The 15,037-nt window shown below is 63.1% G+C and carries 12 protein-coding genes; 3 read left to right on the forward strand and 9 right to left on the reverse strand.

All coding sequences use genetic code 11. The features are described from left to right. Nucleotides 1-118: 118 nt before the first annotated feature. Nucleotides 119-1,402 (reverse strand): c-type cytochrome, encoded by a 1,284-nt coding sequence (locus BM269_RS09380; RefSeq protein ID WP_090436757.1) that lies wholly within the window; start codon nucleotides 1,400-1,402, stop codon nucleotides 119-121. 12 nt (nucleotides 1,403-1,414) lie between these two features. Then, a complete protein-coding gene (locus BM269_RS09385) occupies nucleotides 1,415-2,107 on the reverse strand; it encodes a c-type cytochrome (RefSeq protein WP_090436948.1) in 693 nt (230 codons plus the stop codon). Nucleotides 2,108-2,198: 91 nt separating this feature from the next. Between BM269_RS09385 and BM269_RS09390 the strand changes: the two genes are divergently transcribed. Next, nucleotides 2,199-3,608 (forward strand): aminotransferase-like domain-containing protein, encoded by a 1,410-nt coding sequence (locus tag BM269_RS09390; protein ID WP_090436758.1) that lies wholly within the window; start codon nucleotides 2,199-2,201, stop codon nucleotides 3,606-3,608. Here the strand turns inward: BM269_RS09390 and BM269_RS09395 are convergent. Together BM269_RS09395 and BM269_RS09400 are read right to left on the reverse strand one after the other, a co-directional pair. Next, nucleotides 3,577-4,227 (reverse strand): 3'-5' exonuclease, encoded by a 651-nt coding sequence (locus BM269_RS09395; protein ID WP_090436759.1) that lies wholly within the window; start codon nucleotides 4,225-4,227, stop codon nucleotides 3,577-3,579. The genes BM269_RS09390 and BM269_RS09395 overlap by 32 nt on opposite strands. After that, a complete protein-coding gene (locus tag BM269_RS09400; RefSeq protein WP_090436760.1) occupies nucleotides 4,227-4,703 on the reverse strand; it encodes a ProQ/FINO family protein in 477 nt (158 codons plus the stop codon). The genes BM269_RS09395 and BM269_RS09400 overlap by 1 nt, the downstream gene beginning before the upstream one ends. Before the next feature lie 350 nt (nucleotides 4,704-5,053). Here BM269_RS09400 and rpoD point away from each other — a divergent pair, with 350 nt between their 5' ends. Continuing rightward, the gene (gene rpoD / locus BM269_RS09405) at nucleotides 5,054-7,522 is read left to right on the forward strand and encodes an RNA polymerase sigma factor RpoD (protein ID WP_090436761.1); all 2,469 of its coding nucleotides are present in this window, start codon (nucleotides 5,054-5,056) and stop codon (nucleotides 7,520-7,522) included. Nucleotides 7,523-7,566: 44 nt separating this feature from the next. Here the strand turns inward: rpoD and BM269_RS09410 are convergent, their stop codons facing one another. The 3 genes from BM269_RS09410 to BM269_RS09420 all read right to left on the reverse strand — a co-directional run bounded on the left by BM269_RS09410 (nucleotide 7,567) and on the right by BM269_RS09420 (nucleotide 10,718). Further along, on the reverse strand, nucleotides 7,567-9,117 hold the full coding sequence (locus BM269_RS09410; RefSeq protein ID WP_090436762.1) for a S10 family peptidase: 1,551 nt from the start codon (nucleotides 9,115-9,117) through the stop codon (nucleotides 7,567-7,569). A 73-nt stretch (nucleotides 9,118-9,190) separates the two neighbouring features. Next, a complete protein-coding gene (locus BM269_RS09415; RefSeq protein WP_090436763.1) occupies nucleotides 9,191-10,303 on the reverse strand; it encodes a hypothetical protein in 1,113 nt (370 codons plus the stop codon). A 73-nt stretch (nucleotides 10,304-10,376) separates the two neighbouring features. Next, nucleotides 10,377-10,718, reverse strand: a complete 342-nt coding sequence (locus tag BM269_RS09420; RefSeq protein WP_090436764.1) for a zinc ribbon domain-containing protein YjdM — start codon at nucleotides 10,716-10,718, stop codon at nucleotides 10,377-10,379. 10 nt (nucleotides 10,719-10,728) lie between these two features. On the opposite strand from BM269_RS09420, the gene BM269_RS09425 reads away from it, so the two are divergent. After that, on the forward strand, nucleotides 10,729-11,400 hold the full coding sequence (locus BM269_RS09425; protein WP_090436765.1) for a GNAT family N-acetyltransferase: 672 nt from the start codon (nucleotides 10,729-10,731) through the stop codon (nucleotides 11,398-11,400). Here the strand turns inward: BM269_RS09425 and BM269_RS09430 are convergent. Both BM269_RS09430 and ppc read right to left on the reverse strand, forming a co-directional pair. Continuing rightward, complete coding sequence (locus tag BM269_RS09430) at nucleotides 11,384-12,010, reverse strand: head GIN domain-containing protein (protein WP_090436766.1); 627 nt, start codon at nucleotides 12,008-12,010, stop codon at nucleotides 11,384-11,386. The genes BM269_RS09425 and BM269_RS09430 overlap by 17 nt on opposite strands. Before the next feature lie 95 nt (nucleotides 12,011-12,105). After that, on the reverse strand, nucleotides 12,106-14,934 hold the full coding sequence (gene ppc, locus BM269_RS09435) for a phosphoenolpyruvate carboxylase (RefSeq protein ID WP_090436767.1): 2,829 nt from the start codon (nucleotides 14,932-14,934) through the stop codon (nucleotides 12,106-12,108). Nucleotides 14,935-15,037: the final 103 nt, after the last annotated feature.

The following is a 15,037-nucleotide window of genomic DNA, read 5'->3' on the forward strand; positions in this document are numbered from 1 at the left end:
GTGTCCCACCTTGGGGTCACACCCGAAACGAGACACGGCCTCGACTGCAGCATGCATGAGCTCGTGTCCCGATTGGGGTGTGACCCCAAGGTGGGACACGAACTGAGCTGAACCGGAATTATTCCAGGGGCACATTGCGGTAGCGGTTCACCGTCGTGCTTTCTACCGGTGGGGCGTTGTTGCCCCATGCGGCGCGCAGGTAGGACACTACTTGTGCTACTTCCACATCATTCAATGAATGGCTGAACGGTGGCATGCCGTATGGGCGCGGGTTGCCTGCCGTTCCGGGGGCGAAGCCGCCATTCAGCACAAGGCGGATCGGATTCACCGCTTCATCCATCGTCAGCGCGCGGTTGCCGGCCAGGGGCGGGTAATGCGGGGCGATGCCTTCCCCATTTTTGCCGTGGCAGTCCAGGCATTGCTTGTTGTAGATCTTCGCGCCGGCAGCCAGCCAGGCTGCGGCTTCGGGTTCTTTCGAGCGTTCATACGGCTCGCGCTTGCCGCTTTCGTTCGGCAGCGATTTCAGGTACACGGCCATGGCGCGTGCATCCTCATCGCTCAGGTGCTGCAGGCTCTCGCGCACCACTTCCGCCATCGGGCCGAACACGGTCGCGCGCTGCGAGATGCCGGTCTTCAGCAGGTCGGTGATGTCTTTCACGTCCCAGTCACCCAGGCCTGCCTCGCGGTCGGATGTGAGCGAGGGGGCGTACCAGCCCAGCACGGGAATCAGGCCGCCTGACAAGCCTTTGTCGCTGGCGCCAAGCGCATTGCGTTCGCTGTGGCAAGCGATGCAATGGCCGGGGCCTTGCACCAGGTAGGCGCCGCGGTTCCATTCGGCCGATTTGCCGGCATCCGGCGCGTACACGGCGGGCTTGAAGTACAGGGCGCGCCACACCGCCAGCATGGCTTGCTGGTTGTACGGGAAGCGCAGCGTGTGCGGCGCGCTGGCCTGCTTGACCGGTGCGATGGTCTGGAAATAGGCGTACATCGCGTCCGAGTCGTCGCGCGTCATCGCCGTGTAGTTGGTGTACGGGAAAGCGGGGTAGAGCAGGCGCCCGTCCTTGGCTTTACCGTTATGCAAGGCGTTCCAGAAATCGTCGGCGCTCCAGTTGCCGATGCCGGTTTCCTGGTCGGCGGTGATGTTGGGCGAGATCACATTGCCGAACGGTGTTTGCAGGGCGCGCCCGCCGGCAAAAGCGGCGCCGCCGCGCGTAGTGTGGCAGGCCATGCAGTCGGCCGCCCTGGCAAGGTAGGCGCCACGCGCGACCTTCTCGGCGATCGGCATGGCTTTCGAGGCGGCGCTTGGTGCCGGGCCGGTATCGTGTTTGGGCCAGATGAAGGCTACCACTGCAATGACCAGCAGAAGCGGCACGGCGACGGCGATTTTCGTATTACGGTTCATGATCCGCTCTGGTTATTTCGGGACGCCGCCGCATTCCATCGGCAGCGGCTTGGGCAGGGAAGTCGCGGGACGTGCGCTCTGGTCGGCCGGTTGTGTGGCCAGCCAACCGGAGACGGCTGCGACATCGGATTCGCTCAGGCGGTTGGCCACGTCGGCCATGCAGTCGGGCGCGTGTGCCTTGCGCTTCTGGTTGCGCCAGGCGCCGAACTGCGCGTTGATGTAGTCGCGCGGCAGGCCAATCAGGCCGGGGATGGCGGGTGCGACGCCGGTCATCGCGTCGCCATGGCAGGCTACGCAGGCCGGCACTTTGCGCGCCGGATCGCCCTGGTGCGCCAGCACGCGGCCTCGCTCGATCATTGGCGCCGTGGCGCTGGTGGCGGCCGGCGGCGGATAGGGGGCGTGCTGTTCGGAGAAGTACTGCGCGATCTCGCGCAGGTAGGCGTCCGGCAGTTGTTCGACCATATAAGTCATCATCGGGTATTGGCGGCGGCCTTCCTTGAAGTTCAGGAGCTGGTTGTACAGGTAAGCTGCGGGCTTGCCGGCGATGCGCGGGAAGAAGGCGTCGCCTTGCTCATTGGCCTTGTGGCAGGTGATGCAGGCCGCGACGCGCTGCTCGACGGTGTCCGGCAAGCTGGCTGGCGCGGCCAGGGCGGTGGTGGCCACAAGCGCCGCGCTAGATGAGAGAATGCGGAGGAAGAGTCGCATGATGAATCCGTTTTTCTTGTGATGGGTCAAGGATACGCCTGCGAGGCAGAGAATAACAGGCTCAGAATGGCCGCGGAAAGAGGGTATCAGTTTGAAGCTTTACGAGGCGCTAGCCGACGAATTGGCGGAGTTGATGGCGTCCGGCGTGTTGCGGCCGGGCGAGAAACTGCCTTCGGTGCGGCAGCAGCAGGAGCGCCGTGGCGTCAGCCCGTCCACGGTGTTCCAGGCGTATTACCAGCTCGAGGCGCGCGGCTTGATCGAGTCGCGTCCGCGCTCGGGCTATTACGTGGCCGCGCGGCGCTTTGCCGCCACGCCGGAACCGGAGGTGTCGCGTCCGGATGCGGCCTCCACGCTGGTCGACGTCAGTGAACTGGTGTTCCAGGTGCTGGAGGCCAGCCGGGCGCCGGGCAATGTGCCGCTCGGATCAGCCTTCCCCAGCCCTTTCTTGTTCCCGCTCGATAAGCTGGGCCGCGCGGTCACGGCCAGCATGCGCCATATCGACCCATGGAGCACGATTGCCGACCTGCCGCCGGGGAATGCGGAGCTGCGGCGACAGATCGCCTTGCGCTACCAACTGGATGGCCTGCAGGTGTCGCCGGACGATATCGTCATCACCAATGGTGCGCTGGAAGCCTTGAACCTGTGCCTGCAGGCGGTGGTGCGGCCGGGCGACACGGTACTGGTGGAGTCGCCGAGCTTTTACGCGGCCTTGCAGGCGCTGGAGCGCATCGGTTTGAAAGCGGTCGAGGTGGCGACGCATCCGCGCGAGGGGATCGACCTGGGCGCATTGTCGATGGCGATTGCGCAGCACAAGCCTGCTGCGTGCTGGCTGATGACGAGCTTCCAGAATCCGCTGGGCAGCCTGATGCCGCCAGAGAAAAAGCAGGCCTTGGTCGAGTTGTTGGCGGCGCACGAAGTGCCGTTGATCGAGGACGATGTGTATGGCGAGCTGTATTTCGGTGCGCAGCGGCCGGCGCTGGCCAAGCGTTTCGACAGCAAGGGCATTGTCATGCATTGCAGCTCGTTTTCAAAGTGCCTGGCGCCGGGATTCCGTGTCGGTTGGGCGGCGGCGGGGCGTTTTGCGCGGCAGGTGGAGCGGCTCAAATTGACCACCAGCCTGGCGGCGGCAATGCCATCACAGCTGGCGCTGGCGGCGTACCTGGGGCAGGGCGGATACGAGCGGCATTTGCGGCAGCTGCGCAGTGCGTTGGCGGGGCAGCAGCAACAGATGCTGGCGGCGATTGCGGCGCACTTCCCGCACGGGACGCGGGTGACGCAGCCGCAGGGCGGTTATTTCCTCTGGGTGGTGTTGCCGGAGTCGGTTGATGCGCTGGAGTTGCACCGGCAGGCGTTGGCGCTGGGGATCAGCATTGCGCCGGGGCCGATGTTCAGTGCGAAGCGGGCGTTTCGCAATTGTATCCGGCTCAATTACGGGCACGCCTGGGATGAGCGGCAGGCGAGCGCGCTTGCTACGCTGGGGATGCTGGCTTGCCGATCCTAGGGCGTTTGGGCGGCTTGATCGGGGGCAGCACGTTGCCGATGCCGATCCAGTGGCGGTACACGCGCAGCGCTACTTGCGCATCGTCGGCTGCGTAGAGAATCTGTTTTTCGTTCAGCCGCGGCGTGGCCCAGTTGGTGGTCGAGATCTTCTTCGACTTGGTCAACGCCTGCCCGAAATACTTGGCAACAGCGCTCTTGGCGCCCAAGTCGTTCTTCTGTCCCGGCACGCGCAGTACCACGCCCAGGTCAACCACTTTCAACGGCTCGATCCCTAGCTTGGCGCGCACGCGCTTGACGTCGTCGGACAGGCCGAAGCCGATTTTCAGCGTCAGGTCGGATTCCAGAATGGCCTTGACCGCCGCGAGGTGGGGGAATGCATCGCCTACCTGGAACAGCCAGGCCTTCCGGTCGTCGGCAAACTGGATCAGGTGCGGGCCATCCGAGCTCTCGCCCTTGACGAAAGTGGGCTTGGATTCGGTGTCGAATCCGATAGCGTCCGCCGCCAGCAAGGCCGCTTTCGCAGCCTCCGCATCGGCGGCGGTTTTCACGAGCCTGACGTCAGCCAGCCGGATGCCTTCATAGGGAGGCAGCCCGGTGATGGCTTCTGGCGCGTCGCTCATTACTTCTTGGAGAATTTGGCGGTCAGCGCCTGCAGCTTCTCCGTGCGGCGGCGATCGGCCTCTTCGGCGGCGGCAGCTTCGCGTTCGGCGGCACGTTCGGCCTTGCGGCGATCCACTTCTTTCTTGTAGCGTTCCGCCAGGGTTTCCTTGGCGTGCTTGCGATGTTCGTCGGTGACTTCGGCGCCCGAGCTGCCATCCAGGTTGTAGCGGACAGTGGCTTTCTCCATCACGCGCAGGTAGCGCTGCGACGAAGTGTGGATGCCCAGGGCCGCGCGCATCAGCTTGCGGTTCAGCTCCGGCATTGCGGCGATGAGCTGTTTGTCGATGCCGATCGACAGCGGCAGGCTGTCGCGGAACGGGGCGTACTGTTGCTGCAATTGCTTGAGCAGCGCGCGTGCGGAATTGGGAGCGGCAGGTGCGGCGGCTTGGCCTTCGGCCGGCTGCTGTGGGGTAGTGCTAGTGTTCATCGACTTCATAGGTTACTCAAGAGCCGCCAGCATACCACGACGCAGGTCCAGGGCGCATTGTGTTTTCGCTCATGATGTGGTTTTGATATCGAATTAATGGGTGCAGTCCGGTCCGAAACCTTGTATAATGGCAGACGCGCCAAATGCAGTACGGTGCGAATTCAGTTTGGTAAAGAGTTTTCGGCCGGGGCCGCGCCGCCCTGTGAAGTCCAGTTCCAGGGCATGTGCCCTCTCTAATCACTGAATCATCGGAATCGAGCCCGGTCAAGCGGGCTTTTTCTTTTCCCGATTATCCCTGAACCCGGGCCATCGCGAGCCTTCGATAAGTGTACTTTTGGGTGCGCTGAGAGAGATATTGAATGACCAAACCTAAGACCCTGACGTTGTCCGCCAAGAAGTCCACTGGCTCCTCCACTACCAGCGCCTCGTTGGCCGTGCCAAAGACCAGCCTTTCGTATGTGATCGACAACGCTCAAGAGGAAGCAGGCAAAGTCACCGTAGTAAAGAAATCCCGCCGCCTGGCCGCCGTGCCGGTCGAGGAAGCGCCGCTGGAAGCCGTGGCCGACGAGGCGGTGGTGAAGACCCGTGCGCGCAAGACCGCTGCCGCCAAGCCGGTGTCGCTGGCAGTCGTCGCCGAGGAAGCGCCAGCCGCGGCGCCTGCAAAGCGCGGCCGCAAGCCCAAGGCTGCCGAACCTGCGCCGGTGACCGTGACTGCCGGCCCGGCCGCCGTGACTGAAGTGCGCGACGCCGCCGTGCTGGCATCGATCGACACCTCGGGCTACCTGCTGCCGCAAGTGAAGGTACCAGGCCGTCGCGGCCGCAAACCAAGCGAATTCACGCCGGAAAACGATGAAGTGGCGGCACTGAACGCCGTGGAACGCGCCGAACTGAAGGCAGCGTCCAAGGCGCGCGAGCGCAAGGCCAAGGGTATCGACGCTTTCGGCATGACCGACGGCGCCAATGCGGAGGAACTGGAAAAGCGCCGCACCCAGTTCAAGAACCTGATCAACCTGGGCAAGGACCGCGGCTACCTGACTTACGCCGAGATCAACGACCACCTGCCGGAAAACATCGTCGATCCGGAAGCGATCGAAGGCATCATCGCGACCTTCAACGACATGGGCATCGCCGTCTACGAACGCGCGCCGGATGCGGAAGCGTTGCTGCTGTCCGATAACGTGCCGACCGCCGCCAGCGACGATGAGGTGGAAGCTGCCGCCGCCACCGCGCTGTCGACCGTCGATTCCGACTTCGGCCGCACCACCGACCCGGTCCGCATGTACATGCGTGAAATGGGCGCCGTGGCGCTGCTGACCCGCGAAGGGGAGATCGAGATCGCCAAGCGTATCGAAGGCGGCCTGCGCGACATGATCCAGGCGATTTCCGCCTGCCCGACCACCATCTCCGAGATCCTGGCCCTGGCCGAGAAGATCGAAAAGGACGAGATGAAGGTGGATGACGTGGTGGACGGTTTTGTCGACCTGAACGAAGACGCGCCGACTCCGGCGCCTTCCAAAGTCGCCGCCGCTACTGCCGACGAAGACGAGGAAGACGAAGAGCTGGACGAGGAGGAGGAAGACGGCGACGTCAATGGCGGCGCTGCCGGCTATTCGACCGAGCAACTGGCGCAACTGAAGGAAGATGCGCTGGCCAAGTTCTCCCTGATCTCGAGCCAGTTCGACAAGATGCGCAAGGCTGCTTACGGCAATGCCGCATATGTGAAGGCGCAGGACATCATCTCCAACGAGCTGCTGGGCATCCGCTTCACCGCGAAAGTGGTGGAAAAGCTGTGCGACACCCTGCGCGGCCAAATGGAGCAGGTGCGTTCGATCGAGCGCGCCGTGCTGGAACTGTGCGTGAACCGTTGCGGCATGCCGCGCGCGCACTTCATCAAGGTCTTCCCGGGCAATGAAACCGATCTGGATTGGGTGGACGGCGAAGTGGCAGCCGGCTATCCGTACAGCGCGGTGCTGGGCCGTAACGTGCCTGCCATCAAGGAACTGCAGAACAAGATGATCGACCTGCAGGAGCGCGTGGCGCTGCCGCTGGCCGACCTGCGCAAGATCAACAAGCAGATGGCTGCCGGCGAAAAGCGCGCGCGTACCGCAAAGCGTGAAATGACCGTGGCCAACCTGCGCCTGGTGATTTCCATCGCGAAGAAGTACATCAACCGCGGCCTGCAGTTCCTGGACCTGATCCAGGAAGGCAATATCGGCCTGCTGAAAGCGGTCGACAAGTTCGAGTACCGCCGCGGCTACAAGTTCTCTACCTACGCGACCTGGTGGATCCGCCAGGCGATCACCCGTTCCATCGCGGACATGGCCCGTACCATCCGCGTGCCGGTGCACATGATCGAGACCATCAACAAGATGAACCGCATTTCGCGCCAGATCATGCAGGAAACCGGCTCCGAGCCGGATATGGCAACCCTGGCGCAGAAGATGGAAATGCCGGAGTCCAAGGTGCGCGAGATCATGAAGATTGCCAAGGAGCCGATTTCCATGGAAACCCCGATGGGCGAGGATGGCGATTCCCAGCTGGGCGATTTCATCGAAGACAACACCACGCTGGCGCCGCTGGACGCCGCGCTGCACGCTTCGATGCGCAACGTGATCAAGGAAGTGCTGGACTCCCTGACCCCGCGCGAAGCCAAGGTGCTGCGCATGCGCTATGGCGTCGAAATGTCGAACGACCACACCCTGGAAGAAGTGGGCAAGCAGTTCGACGTGACCCGCGAACGTATCCGCCAGATCGAAGCCAAGGCAATGAGCAAGCTGCGCCAGCCTTCGCGTTCGGACAAGCTGAAGACATTCCTGACCGAGAAGTAATCGCTCGTCAGCAAGGAAGAAAGGAGGCCTCGGCCTCCTTTTTTTTAGTACTTGGCGGGCACGCCTGCGCCGGGCAGCGCCTTCTGGATGAAGTCGCGCAGGTCGTCGTTCGACTTCACCAGGTCTTCCGCGCGCAGGTACATCATGTGCCCGCTGCGGTAGCCTTCAAAGCGCATGCGGTCCTTCATGCGGCCGCTCGGGTCGAGCTGCCACATGGTGTACTTGGCGTCGAAGTAGGTGGTGGCGCCGTCGAAGTATCCGGATTGCACCAGCAGCTTCAGGTAGGGATTGGCCGCCATGGCCTGGCGCAGGTTCTCGCCGGTGTTGTCGTCCTTGTTGTCCCAGGGGTGCACCGGGCCGAACATATTATAGGTAAGGTCGGTCTTGTAGCCCAGCACGTCGCGCAGGTAGTAGTTGATGGCTGGCGTGAAGGAGTGCAGCCACGAGGTCAGCTCGGCGTTGTAATCGACCTTGTCGCCGGCATCCTTCTTGTCGATGCCGAGGTAGCGCGAATCGAGGCGTCCAATCGTGTAGCCTTTGTCGCGCAGCAGTTCCTTCCAGAAGGTGCCGACCGGCACGCTCAGGTTGTTCTGCACGACCACCTTTTCCGGCAGGCCTGAATAATGCGCCACTTTTGCCGCGACGGCATTGCGCCTTTGCGCGTCGAGGAAACCGCCGTTGGCCAGTGCCGGGATCAACTCGTTCACCGCGAACGATTCCGCTTCCGGCAGCACCTCTTTCAGGTCCTTTTTCTGCAGTTCGGCCGGCAGTGCTTTCTGGTACCACGCGGCGGCGGTGTAGTAGGGCAGGGACAGCGCCTGCCCCACCGGGCCGTCACGCTTCAGGCCCAAGCCAGTCGGCGATACCAGCACCACGCCGTTCAGGTACATCCAGTGCGAGTTCTGCAGCTCCAGCGCCAGACCGGAAACCCGCGCGGTGCCGTAGCTTTCGCCGATCAGGAATTTTGGCGATGTCCAGCGGCCTTCGCGCGATACGAACGCCTGCAGCCAGTCGGCCAGGTATTTGATGTCGGCGTTGACGCCGAAGAATGCCGCGCGGTCGGCTTTCGGGTCGAGGATGCGCGAGAAGCCGGTGTTGACAGGGTCGATGTAGATGATGTCTGCCACATCGAGAATGGAATTCGGGTTGTCCTTCACTCCGTAGGGTTGGACCGGGTAGCCTTCGGAATCGATGTTCAGCACCTTGGGGCCGGTGTAGGCGATGTGCATCCATACCGAGGCCGAGCCGGGCCCGCCATTAAAGGACAGCACCAGCGGGCGGCGCGATTTGTCGCCGACATCGCTGCGCTGGTAGTAGGTGTAGAACAGCGAAGCCACCACCTTGCCGTCCTTGTCCCACACGGGCTGGGTGCCGGCCGTGACCTTGTACGGTACGGACTTGCCCCGGATGGTGACAGTGCTGTTCTTGCTGACGGAGGACTCGGCCTTGAGCGTGCGGTCGAAAGCCTTGGTCTCGGCCGGGCGTTCGGCGGCAGCAGGCGCCTTGGCGGCGCCTTCGACCGCCGGCTTTTCCTGCGCGTGCACGCAGCTTGCCGCCAGCAACAGGGCTGGGACGATTCGGATGTGTGTTTTCATCCGGCGAGTATTGCATAGAAAAAGTAAGCCGCCACAGCGGGCGGCCCACGGGAAACAAGCCGTTACATTGCTGCTATGCGATAGAGAGCATCAGGCGCTTGCTGAAATCGAAACCTTTGCGGACATGCTCGCGCGCCTTGAATCCTGCCGCGACAGCAATGATGGCGAGGAAGCCGATGGTCAACCAGTCGACCGGCTTGAGGCCGTGGTCCGGCCTGACCGAATCAACGGCGCCCGATTTCAAGACGTGGCCTGTGTAGCTGGAGCCGATCACCTTGCCGTCTTCGGTAATGTCGCGCGTCAGGTACAGGCTTTCGTAGCCGGAGCGCACCTGCATCCGGCCGTTTTTGTAGATGAAGGTGTGCGGCGCGTCGTGGTCCTTCATGCGCACGGTGCCGACGATGTCGCCGTTGTTGTTGATGCCGTTGGCGAAGCTGGAGCCATGGGCGATCATGGCGCCCAGGTCGATCATGCGACCGTTCTGGTACATGAAGGCGTGCCAGCTATGGTCCTCCATCTCGGAGGCGCCGACCACCACGCCATGGTCATTGACGCCGGTTGCGACGCTGACGCGGCCGCCCAGCGTTGGCAGCTCGATCATGCCGCTGCCCGGCTTGTAGAGGAAGGCGCGGCGGTAGCCGTTCGGCAGCTGCGCAGCGCCCACCACGTAGCCATTGGCGTTGACGCCGGTGGCATAACTGTTCTTGCCGCCGAAAGTGCCCAGGTCGAGCATGGCGATGCCGGTGTCGACGAAGGCGTGATAGTTGCCGTCTGCGGTGTCGGCGTAGCCGACGATGTGGCCGGCTTCATTGAGGGCGGTGCCCACACTGCTGCTGCCGCCCAGGGTGCCCAGGTCGCGCATGCCTTGGGATTCGTCGTAGCGGAAGGCATGCCACGCGTTACCGGAGGTAAGGGCGCCGCCGGTGACCATGCCCTGGTTGTTGATGGCGTTGGCGGTGCTGTCGCTGCCGCCCAAGGTGCCGATCTCGATGCGGCGGCCCTGAGACATCAGGATGGCGCGGCGCTTGCCATCTTCATCCTTGATCTCGCCCACCCATTCGCCTGCCGCGTTGATGCCGGTCATGCTGCTGGACTCTGTTTTTCGTTCGCCCATCGGGCCGGCGGCCTGGGTGGTGGCGAAGGGCAGGGCCAGTGCAATGGTCAGGGCAAGCGAAGCAGGCTTCATAGGCAGTCTCCGGTAAATAAGAATTATTCCGGGAGACTATACGGGAAAATTGCGAATAAATATTCGCAAATTGTCACACCTTGCGGACGAACTCCGACTTCAGGCTCATGGCGCCAAAGCCGTCGATCTTGCAGTCGATGTCATGGTCGCTGTCGACCAGGCGGATGTTTTTTACCTTGGTGCCTTGTTTGATCACGCCGCCCGAACCTTTTGGTTTAAGGTCCTTGATCACGGTGACGGTATCGCCATCTTGCAGGATATTGCCGGCGGCATCCTTGTAGACGCGTACGGATTCGCCGGCTGCTTCGGCAGCCTGCCTGGGCCACTCGTGGGCGCAATCAGGACAAACGTAATTATCGCCGTCTTCATAGGTATACTCGGACTGGCATGTTGGGCAGGCTGGGAAATTGGACATTGGAACTCGTATGCAGGAATTGGAAAACCCGATCTGGGCTGCGCTGACCTCCGCGCAGCAACATTTTAGCATTCCGACCGGTGCTGCCCGCCGCTATCCGGCCGCCGTAGCACCGTTCATCGCAGTCGCGGAACAGGGCGTGGCACTGTCCGCGGCCGATCTGGACGGCGTTGGCGAAGGCTATTACTTCCTCGGCGCCATGCCGGCGCTGCCGCAAGGCTGGTCGCTGCAGCCGCTATCCGGCGTGCTGCAGATGGTGTATGAAGGTGGCCTGCTCGTGGCGCCGGATGCCGAGGCGATCCGCGTGCTGGCCGCCGACGATCCGGCGATGGTGGCGCTGACCGATATCGCCTTTCCCGGTTACTTCCGGCCGCGCACCGGGGAGATGGGCCGGTACGCCGGCATCCACGACGATGGGGGCCGGCTGGTGGCGCTGAGCGGGGAACGCATGGACCTTGGCCATCTGCGCGAGGTGAGCGCGGTTTGCACGCATCCCGACTTCACGGGGCGCGGCTATGCACGCCAGCTGGTGGAGTTCATCATGCACGGCATGCAGCAACAAGGCGTGCGCCCCATGCTCCACGTGGGAGCGGCCAATGCCCGCGCGCAGGCCTTGTACCGCTCAATGGGATTTGCGGCAACCCGAGAGCTGCCGCATGCGCGGCTTATTTGCCCCGGCTGACGTTGCCGATTCCCTTGGCCGATTTGTTGATGTGCTTCGGGTCGCCGTAATAGGTGAAGTTGCCCATGCCTTCGACGATCAGGTTCAAGGTGTCGCTGGCGTAGATGCTGATGTCGCCCATGCCGGTGAAATTGACGTCGGCGCGTTCTGCATGCAGGTCCTTGAGGTCGGCCTGGCCAACGCCTTGCCCTTTCATGCGCAGCAGCTTGACCTTGCCGCTGGCGTACAGTGCGCCGGCGCCTTCGAAGCTGATGTCGATGCGCTCGCCGTTGATGTTGGTGACGCGCGACTCGCCGGCGCCCAGCACGCGGAAGCTGGTCAACGCCGGAACGGTGACCGTGATCTTGTCGCCTTCCTTCACGTTCACCGGGGCTTTGTTGGTGTTTTCGTAGACCACGCGCAGCACACCGCCTTCGACAACGGTGCTGACCTTGTCGATGTACTCCTTGCGTCCACTGATCTTGACGGACTGCTCCTTGCCAACGTCGACATAGACGCTGATCGGGCCTTTGACATTGATGCCGTAGAAGGCGTCGAACTTGCGGACCTGGTCGTCAGCCAGGGCGAGGGAGGGCAAAAGCAGTGCAGCTAACAGCGTCAAACGGAACATACGTTCTCCTCATATCAGAGCGCATGATTATGACGTAGTTATGGCTTTTTTGCTAAGCGGGCCCGGATTTCCCCGGGCCCGTTCGCCAGTGGCGTTTAGCCGGTGTTGCGCAGGCCGGCGGCGACACCGTTGATGGACAGGTGGATGCCGCGGTTGACGCGCGGATCGGCCCGTTCTTCCTCATTACCCAGCGCGCGGCGGCGCTTGATCAGTTCCACCTGCAAGTGGTTCAGCGGATCAAGGTAAGGGAAGCGGTTGGTGATGGAGCGCGCCAGCAGCGGATTGCCCGCCAGGCGGTCGCGGGTGCCGGTGATCGATTCAAGGCAATCGAGGGTCTGGTGGTACTCCTCGGTGATGCGTTTGAAGATGCGCTCACGCAGTTCCTTGTCCGTCACCAGTTCAGCGTAGCGCGAGGCGATCGCCAGGTCGGTCTTGGCCAGCACCATGTCCATGTTCGACAACAGGGTGGCGAAGAACGGCCAGTGCCGGAACATGTCGCGCAGCTGCGCCACGCGTCCATCCTGTTCTTCCTTGCTGCCGGCATTGATCCAGGCGCCGATGGCGGAGCCGAAACCGTACCAGCCCGGCAGCAGCAGGCGGCACTGGCCCCAGCTGAAGCCCCATGGAATCGCGCGCAGGTCTTCGATGCGGCGCGTCGATTTGCGGGAAGCCGGGCGCGAGCCGAGGTTCAGTTCCGCAATTTCCGCAATCGGGGTGGCCGCGAAGAAGTAGTCGGTGAAGCCCGGGGTTTCATACACCAGGTTGCGGTACGCCTTGTAGGCCAGCTCGGAGATCTCGGCCATCACCGCTTCGAAACCGGCCAGGCGCGGACCGTGGCAGGCATCGGCCGGCGGCGGCATCAGGCTCGCTTCCAGGGTCGAGCAGACCAGCAGTTCCAGGTTGCGGCGGCCGATTTCGGCGTTGGAGAACTTGGAGGCGATGATCTCGCCCTGTTCGGTCAAGCGCAGTTGGCCGTTGACGGTGCCTTTCGGCTGCGCCAGGATCGCTTCGTAGCTTGGGCCGCCGCCACGGCCGACGGTGCCGCCGCGGCCATGGAACAGGCGCAACTTGACGCCGGCCTTGGCGAAGATTTCCACCAGGGCCAGTTCCGCCTTGTACAGCTCCCAATTGGAGGTCATGAAGCCGCCGTCCTTGTTGGAGTCCGAGTAGCCCAGCATGACCTCCTGGGTCTGGCCCTGTTTGGCGATCAGCTTCTGCACCATCGGCACCGCCATCAGCGATTCCATGATACCGGCGGCACGCTGCAGGTCGGGGATGGTTTCGAACAGCGGGATCACCATCAGGTCGGAGGTGTGTTCGCCGTCGGCGCCCTGGCGCAGCAGGCCGGTTTCCTGCTGCAGAACGAACACTTCCAGCAGGTCGGACACGGTCTCGGTGTGCGAGATGATGTAATTGCGGATGGCGCGCTTGCCGTAGCGCTGGCGGATATCGTGCGCGGTGCGCAGGATGGCCAGCTCGGAGGTGGTCTCGTCCGAGTACGCGATGTACGGCGAATACAGCAGGCGTGGTTGCGCTAACTCCGCCAGCAGCAGTTTGACCTTGGCATCTTCGTCGAGCGATCCGTAGCCGGACTGCACGCCGGCCTTGGCGAACAGCTCCGCCAGCACGCGTTCATGGATATCGGACGACTGGCGCATGTCGAGCGACGCCAGGTGGAAGCCGAAGATGTCGGCGGCGCGCTTCAGGGTGGTCAGGCGCGGGCGGGCCAGCACGGAGCCGTGGTTGGCGTCCAGCGACGCGATCAACACCTGCAGGTCGGCCGAGAAGTCGGCCGGGCACGGGTAAGGCTCGGCGTGGCCCACTTCCTTGCGCAGGATATTGGTGGCGCCCAGGGCGCGCGCGGTGCTGGCCAGGCGGGCGTACATGCCGATCAGGGCGCGGCGGTAAGGCTCGTCGCTGCGGTGGTCGGAGGTGTCGGTGGAGGCGTCGGACAGGGCTTGCAACGCAGGCGAGCAGCCGATCATCAGGGTCGACACTGACAGCTCGGCGCCCAGGGCGTGGGTTTCGTCGAGGTAGAAGTCGAGGATGGTGGTGGCCTGGCGCTCCAGCGCGTGCTGCATGGTGCCGGCGTTGACGTTCGGGTTGCCGTCGCGGTCACCGCCGATCCAGCTGCCCATTTGCACATAGGAGGCGTCGATGGCAGGCGCACCGGTGCCGAAATGCTCGGCGATCTCGGTTTCGATATCGTCGTACAGGGCCGGCAGTTCGCGCAGGAAGGTGATGCGGTAATAGGACAGGGCGTTGTCGATTTCGTCCGCCACGGTCAGCTTGGAGTAGCGCAGCATGCGGGTCTGCCACAGTGTCGCGATGCGGGCGCGCAGCATGTGCAGGTTGCTGCTGCGTTCCTTCGGCGTCAACGGCAGGTCGCGCTGGGCCAGCAGGCGGGCGATATCGTGTTCCGCGTCGAGGATGGACTTGCGCTGCACCTCGGTCGGGTGGGCGGTCAGGACGGGGCTGATCAGGGCTTCCTTGAAGAAGCTGGTCACGGTGTCCAGTTCGACGCCGGATTCTTTCAGCTTGTCGAGCGCAAAGCTGATACTGCCTTTCTGCGGTGCCGAACCGGCCAGCAGGTGGGCGCGGCGGCGGCGGATGTGGTGCTGGTCTTCCGCAATATTGGCCAGGTGGGAGAAGTAGGAGAAGGCGCGCACCACCGTAATGGTCTGCTCGCGTGTCAGGATCTTCAGCATGCCGTCCAGTTCCTTGGCGGCGCCGGCGTCGGCTTCGCGGCGGAAGCGGACAGCGGTCTGGCGGATCGTCTCGACGACGGCAAAGACTTCTTCGCCTTCCTGTTCGCGCAGGACGTCGCCCAACAGGCGGCCCAGCAGGCGAATATCTTCCTTCAACGGCGCGTCTTTATCGGCGCTCTGGTTTTGTTCGTCTGTTGCACTTACTTGATTTGCCATAGTTAATCAGTCAAAAGATAAGAATGGTCGTGCAATAGGCTTGTGGCCCGCTCTCTGCATGGGGGCGCGCATGCTAGAATTTGTGGTCCCAATCATGCGCAAT

The organism is Duganella sp. CF458 (assembly GCF_900113115.1).
In the GTDB taxonomy this organism is placed as follows: Bacteria; Pseudomonadota; Gammaproteobacteria; order Burkholderiales; family Burkholderiaceae_D; genus Rugamonas.

What these genes read in the sequence shown, in the direction of transcription:
- BM269_RS09395 (WP_090436759.1), bottom strand. Translation starts at nt 4,227, where the DNA reads ATGAGCGACGCGCCAGAAGCCATCACCGGGCTGCCTCCCTATGAAGGC.
- ppc (WP_090436767.1), bottom strand. Translation starts at nt 14,934, where the DNA reads ATGGCAAATCAAGTAAGTGCAACAGACGAACAAAACCAGAGCGCCGAT.
- rpoD (WP_090436761.1), top strand. Translation starts at nt 5,054, where the DNA reads ATGACCAAACCTAAGACCCTGACGTTGTCCGCCAAGAAGTCCACTGGC.
- BM269_RS09380 (WP_090436757.1), bottom strand. Translation starts at nt 1,402, where the DNA reads ATGAACCGTAATACGAAAATCGCCGTCGCCGTGCCGCTTCTGCTGGTC.
- BM269_RS09425 (WP_090436765.1), top strand. Translation starts at nt 10,729, where the DNA reads ATGCAGGAATTGGAAAACCCGATCTGGGCTGCGCTGACCTCCGCGCAG.
- BM269_RS09430 (WP_090436766.1), bottom strand. Translation starts at nt 12,010, where the DNA reads ATGTTCCGTTTGACGCTGTTAGCTGCACTGCTTTTGCCCTCCCTCGCC.
- BM269_RS09415 (WP_090436763.1), bottom strand. Translation starts at nt 10,303, where the DNA reads ATGAAGCCTGCTTCGCTTGCCCTGACCATTGCACTGGCCCTGCCCTTC.
- BM269_RS09385 (WP_090436948.1), bottom strand. Translation starts at nt 2,107, where the DNA reads ATGCGACTCTTCCTCCGCATTCTCTCATCTAGCGCGGCGCTTGTGGCC.
- BM269_RS09400 (WP_090436760.1), bottom strand. Translation starts at nt 4,703, where the DNA reads ATGAAGTCGATGAACACTAGCACTACCCCACAGCAGCCGGCCGAAGGC.
- BM269_RS09420 (WP_090436764.1), bottom strand. Translation starts at nt 10,718, where the DNA reads ATGTCCAATTTCCCAGCCTGCCCAACATGCCAGTCCGAGTATACCTAT.
- BM269_RS09410 (WP_090436762.1), bottom strand. Translation starts at nt 9,117, where the DNA reads ATGAAAACACACATCCGAATCGTCCCAGCCCTGTTGCTGGCGGCAAGC.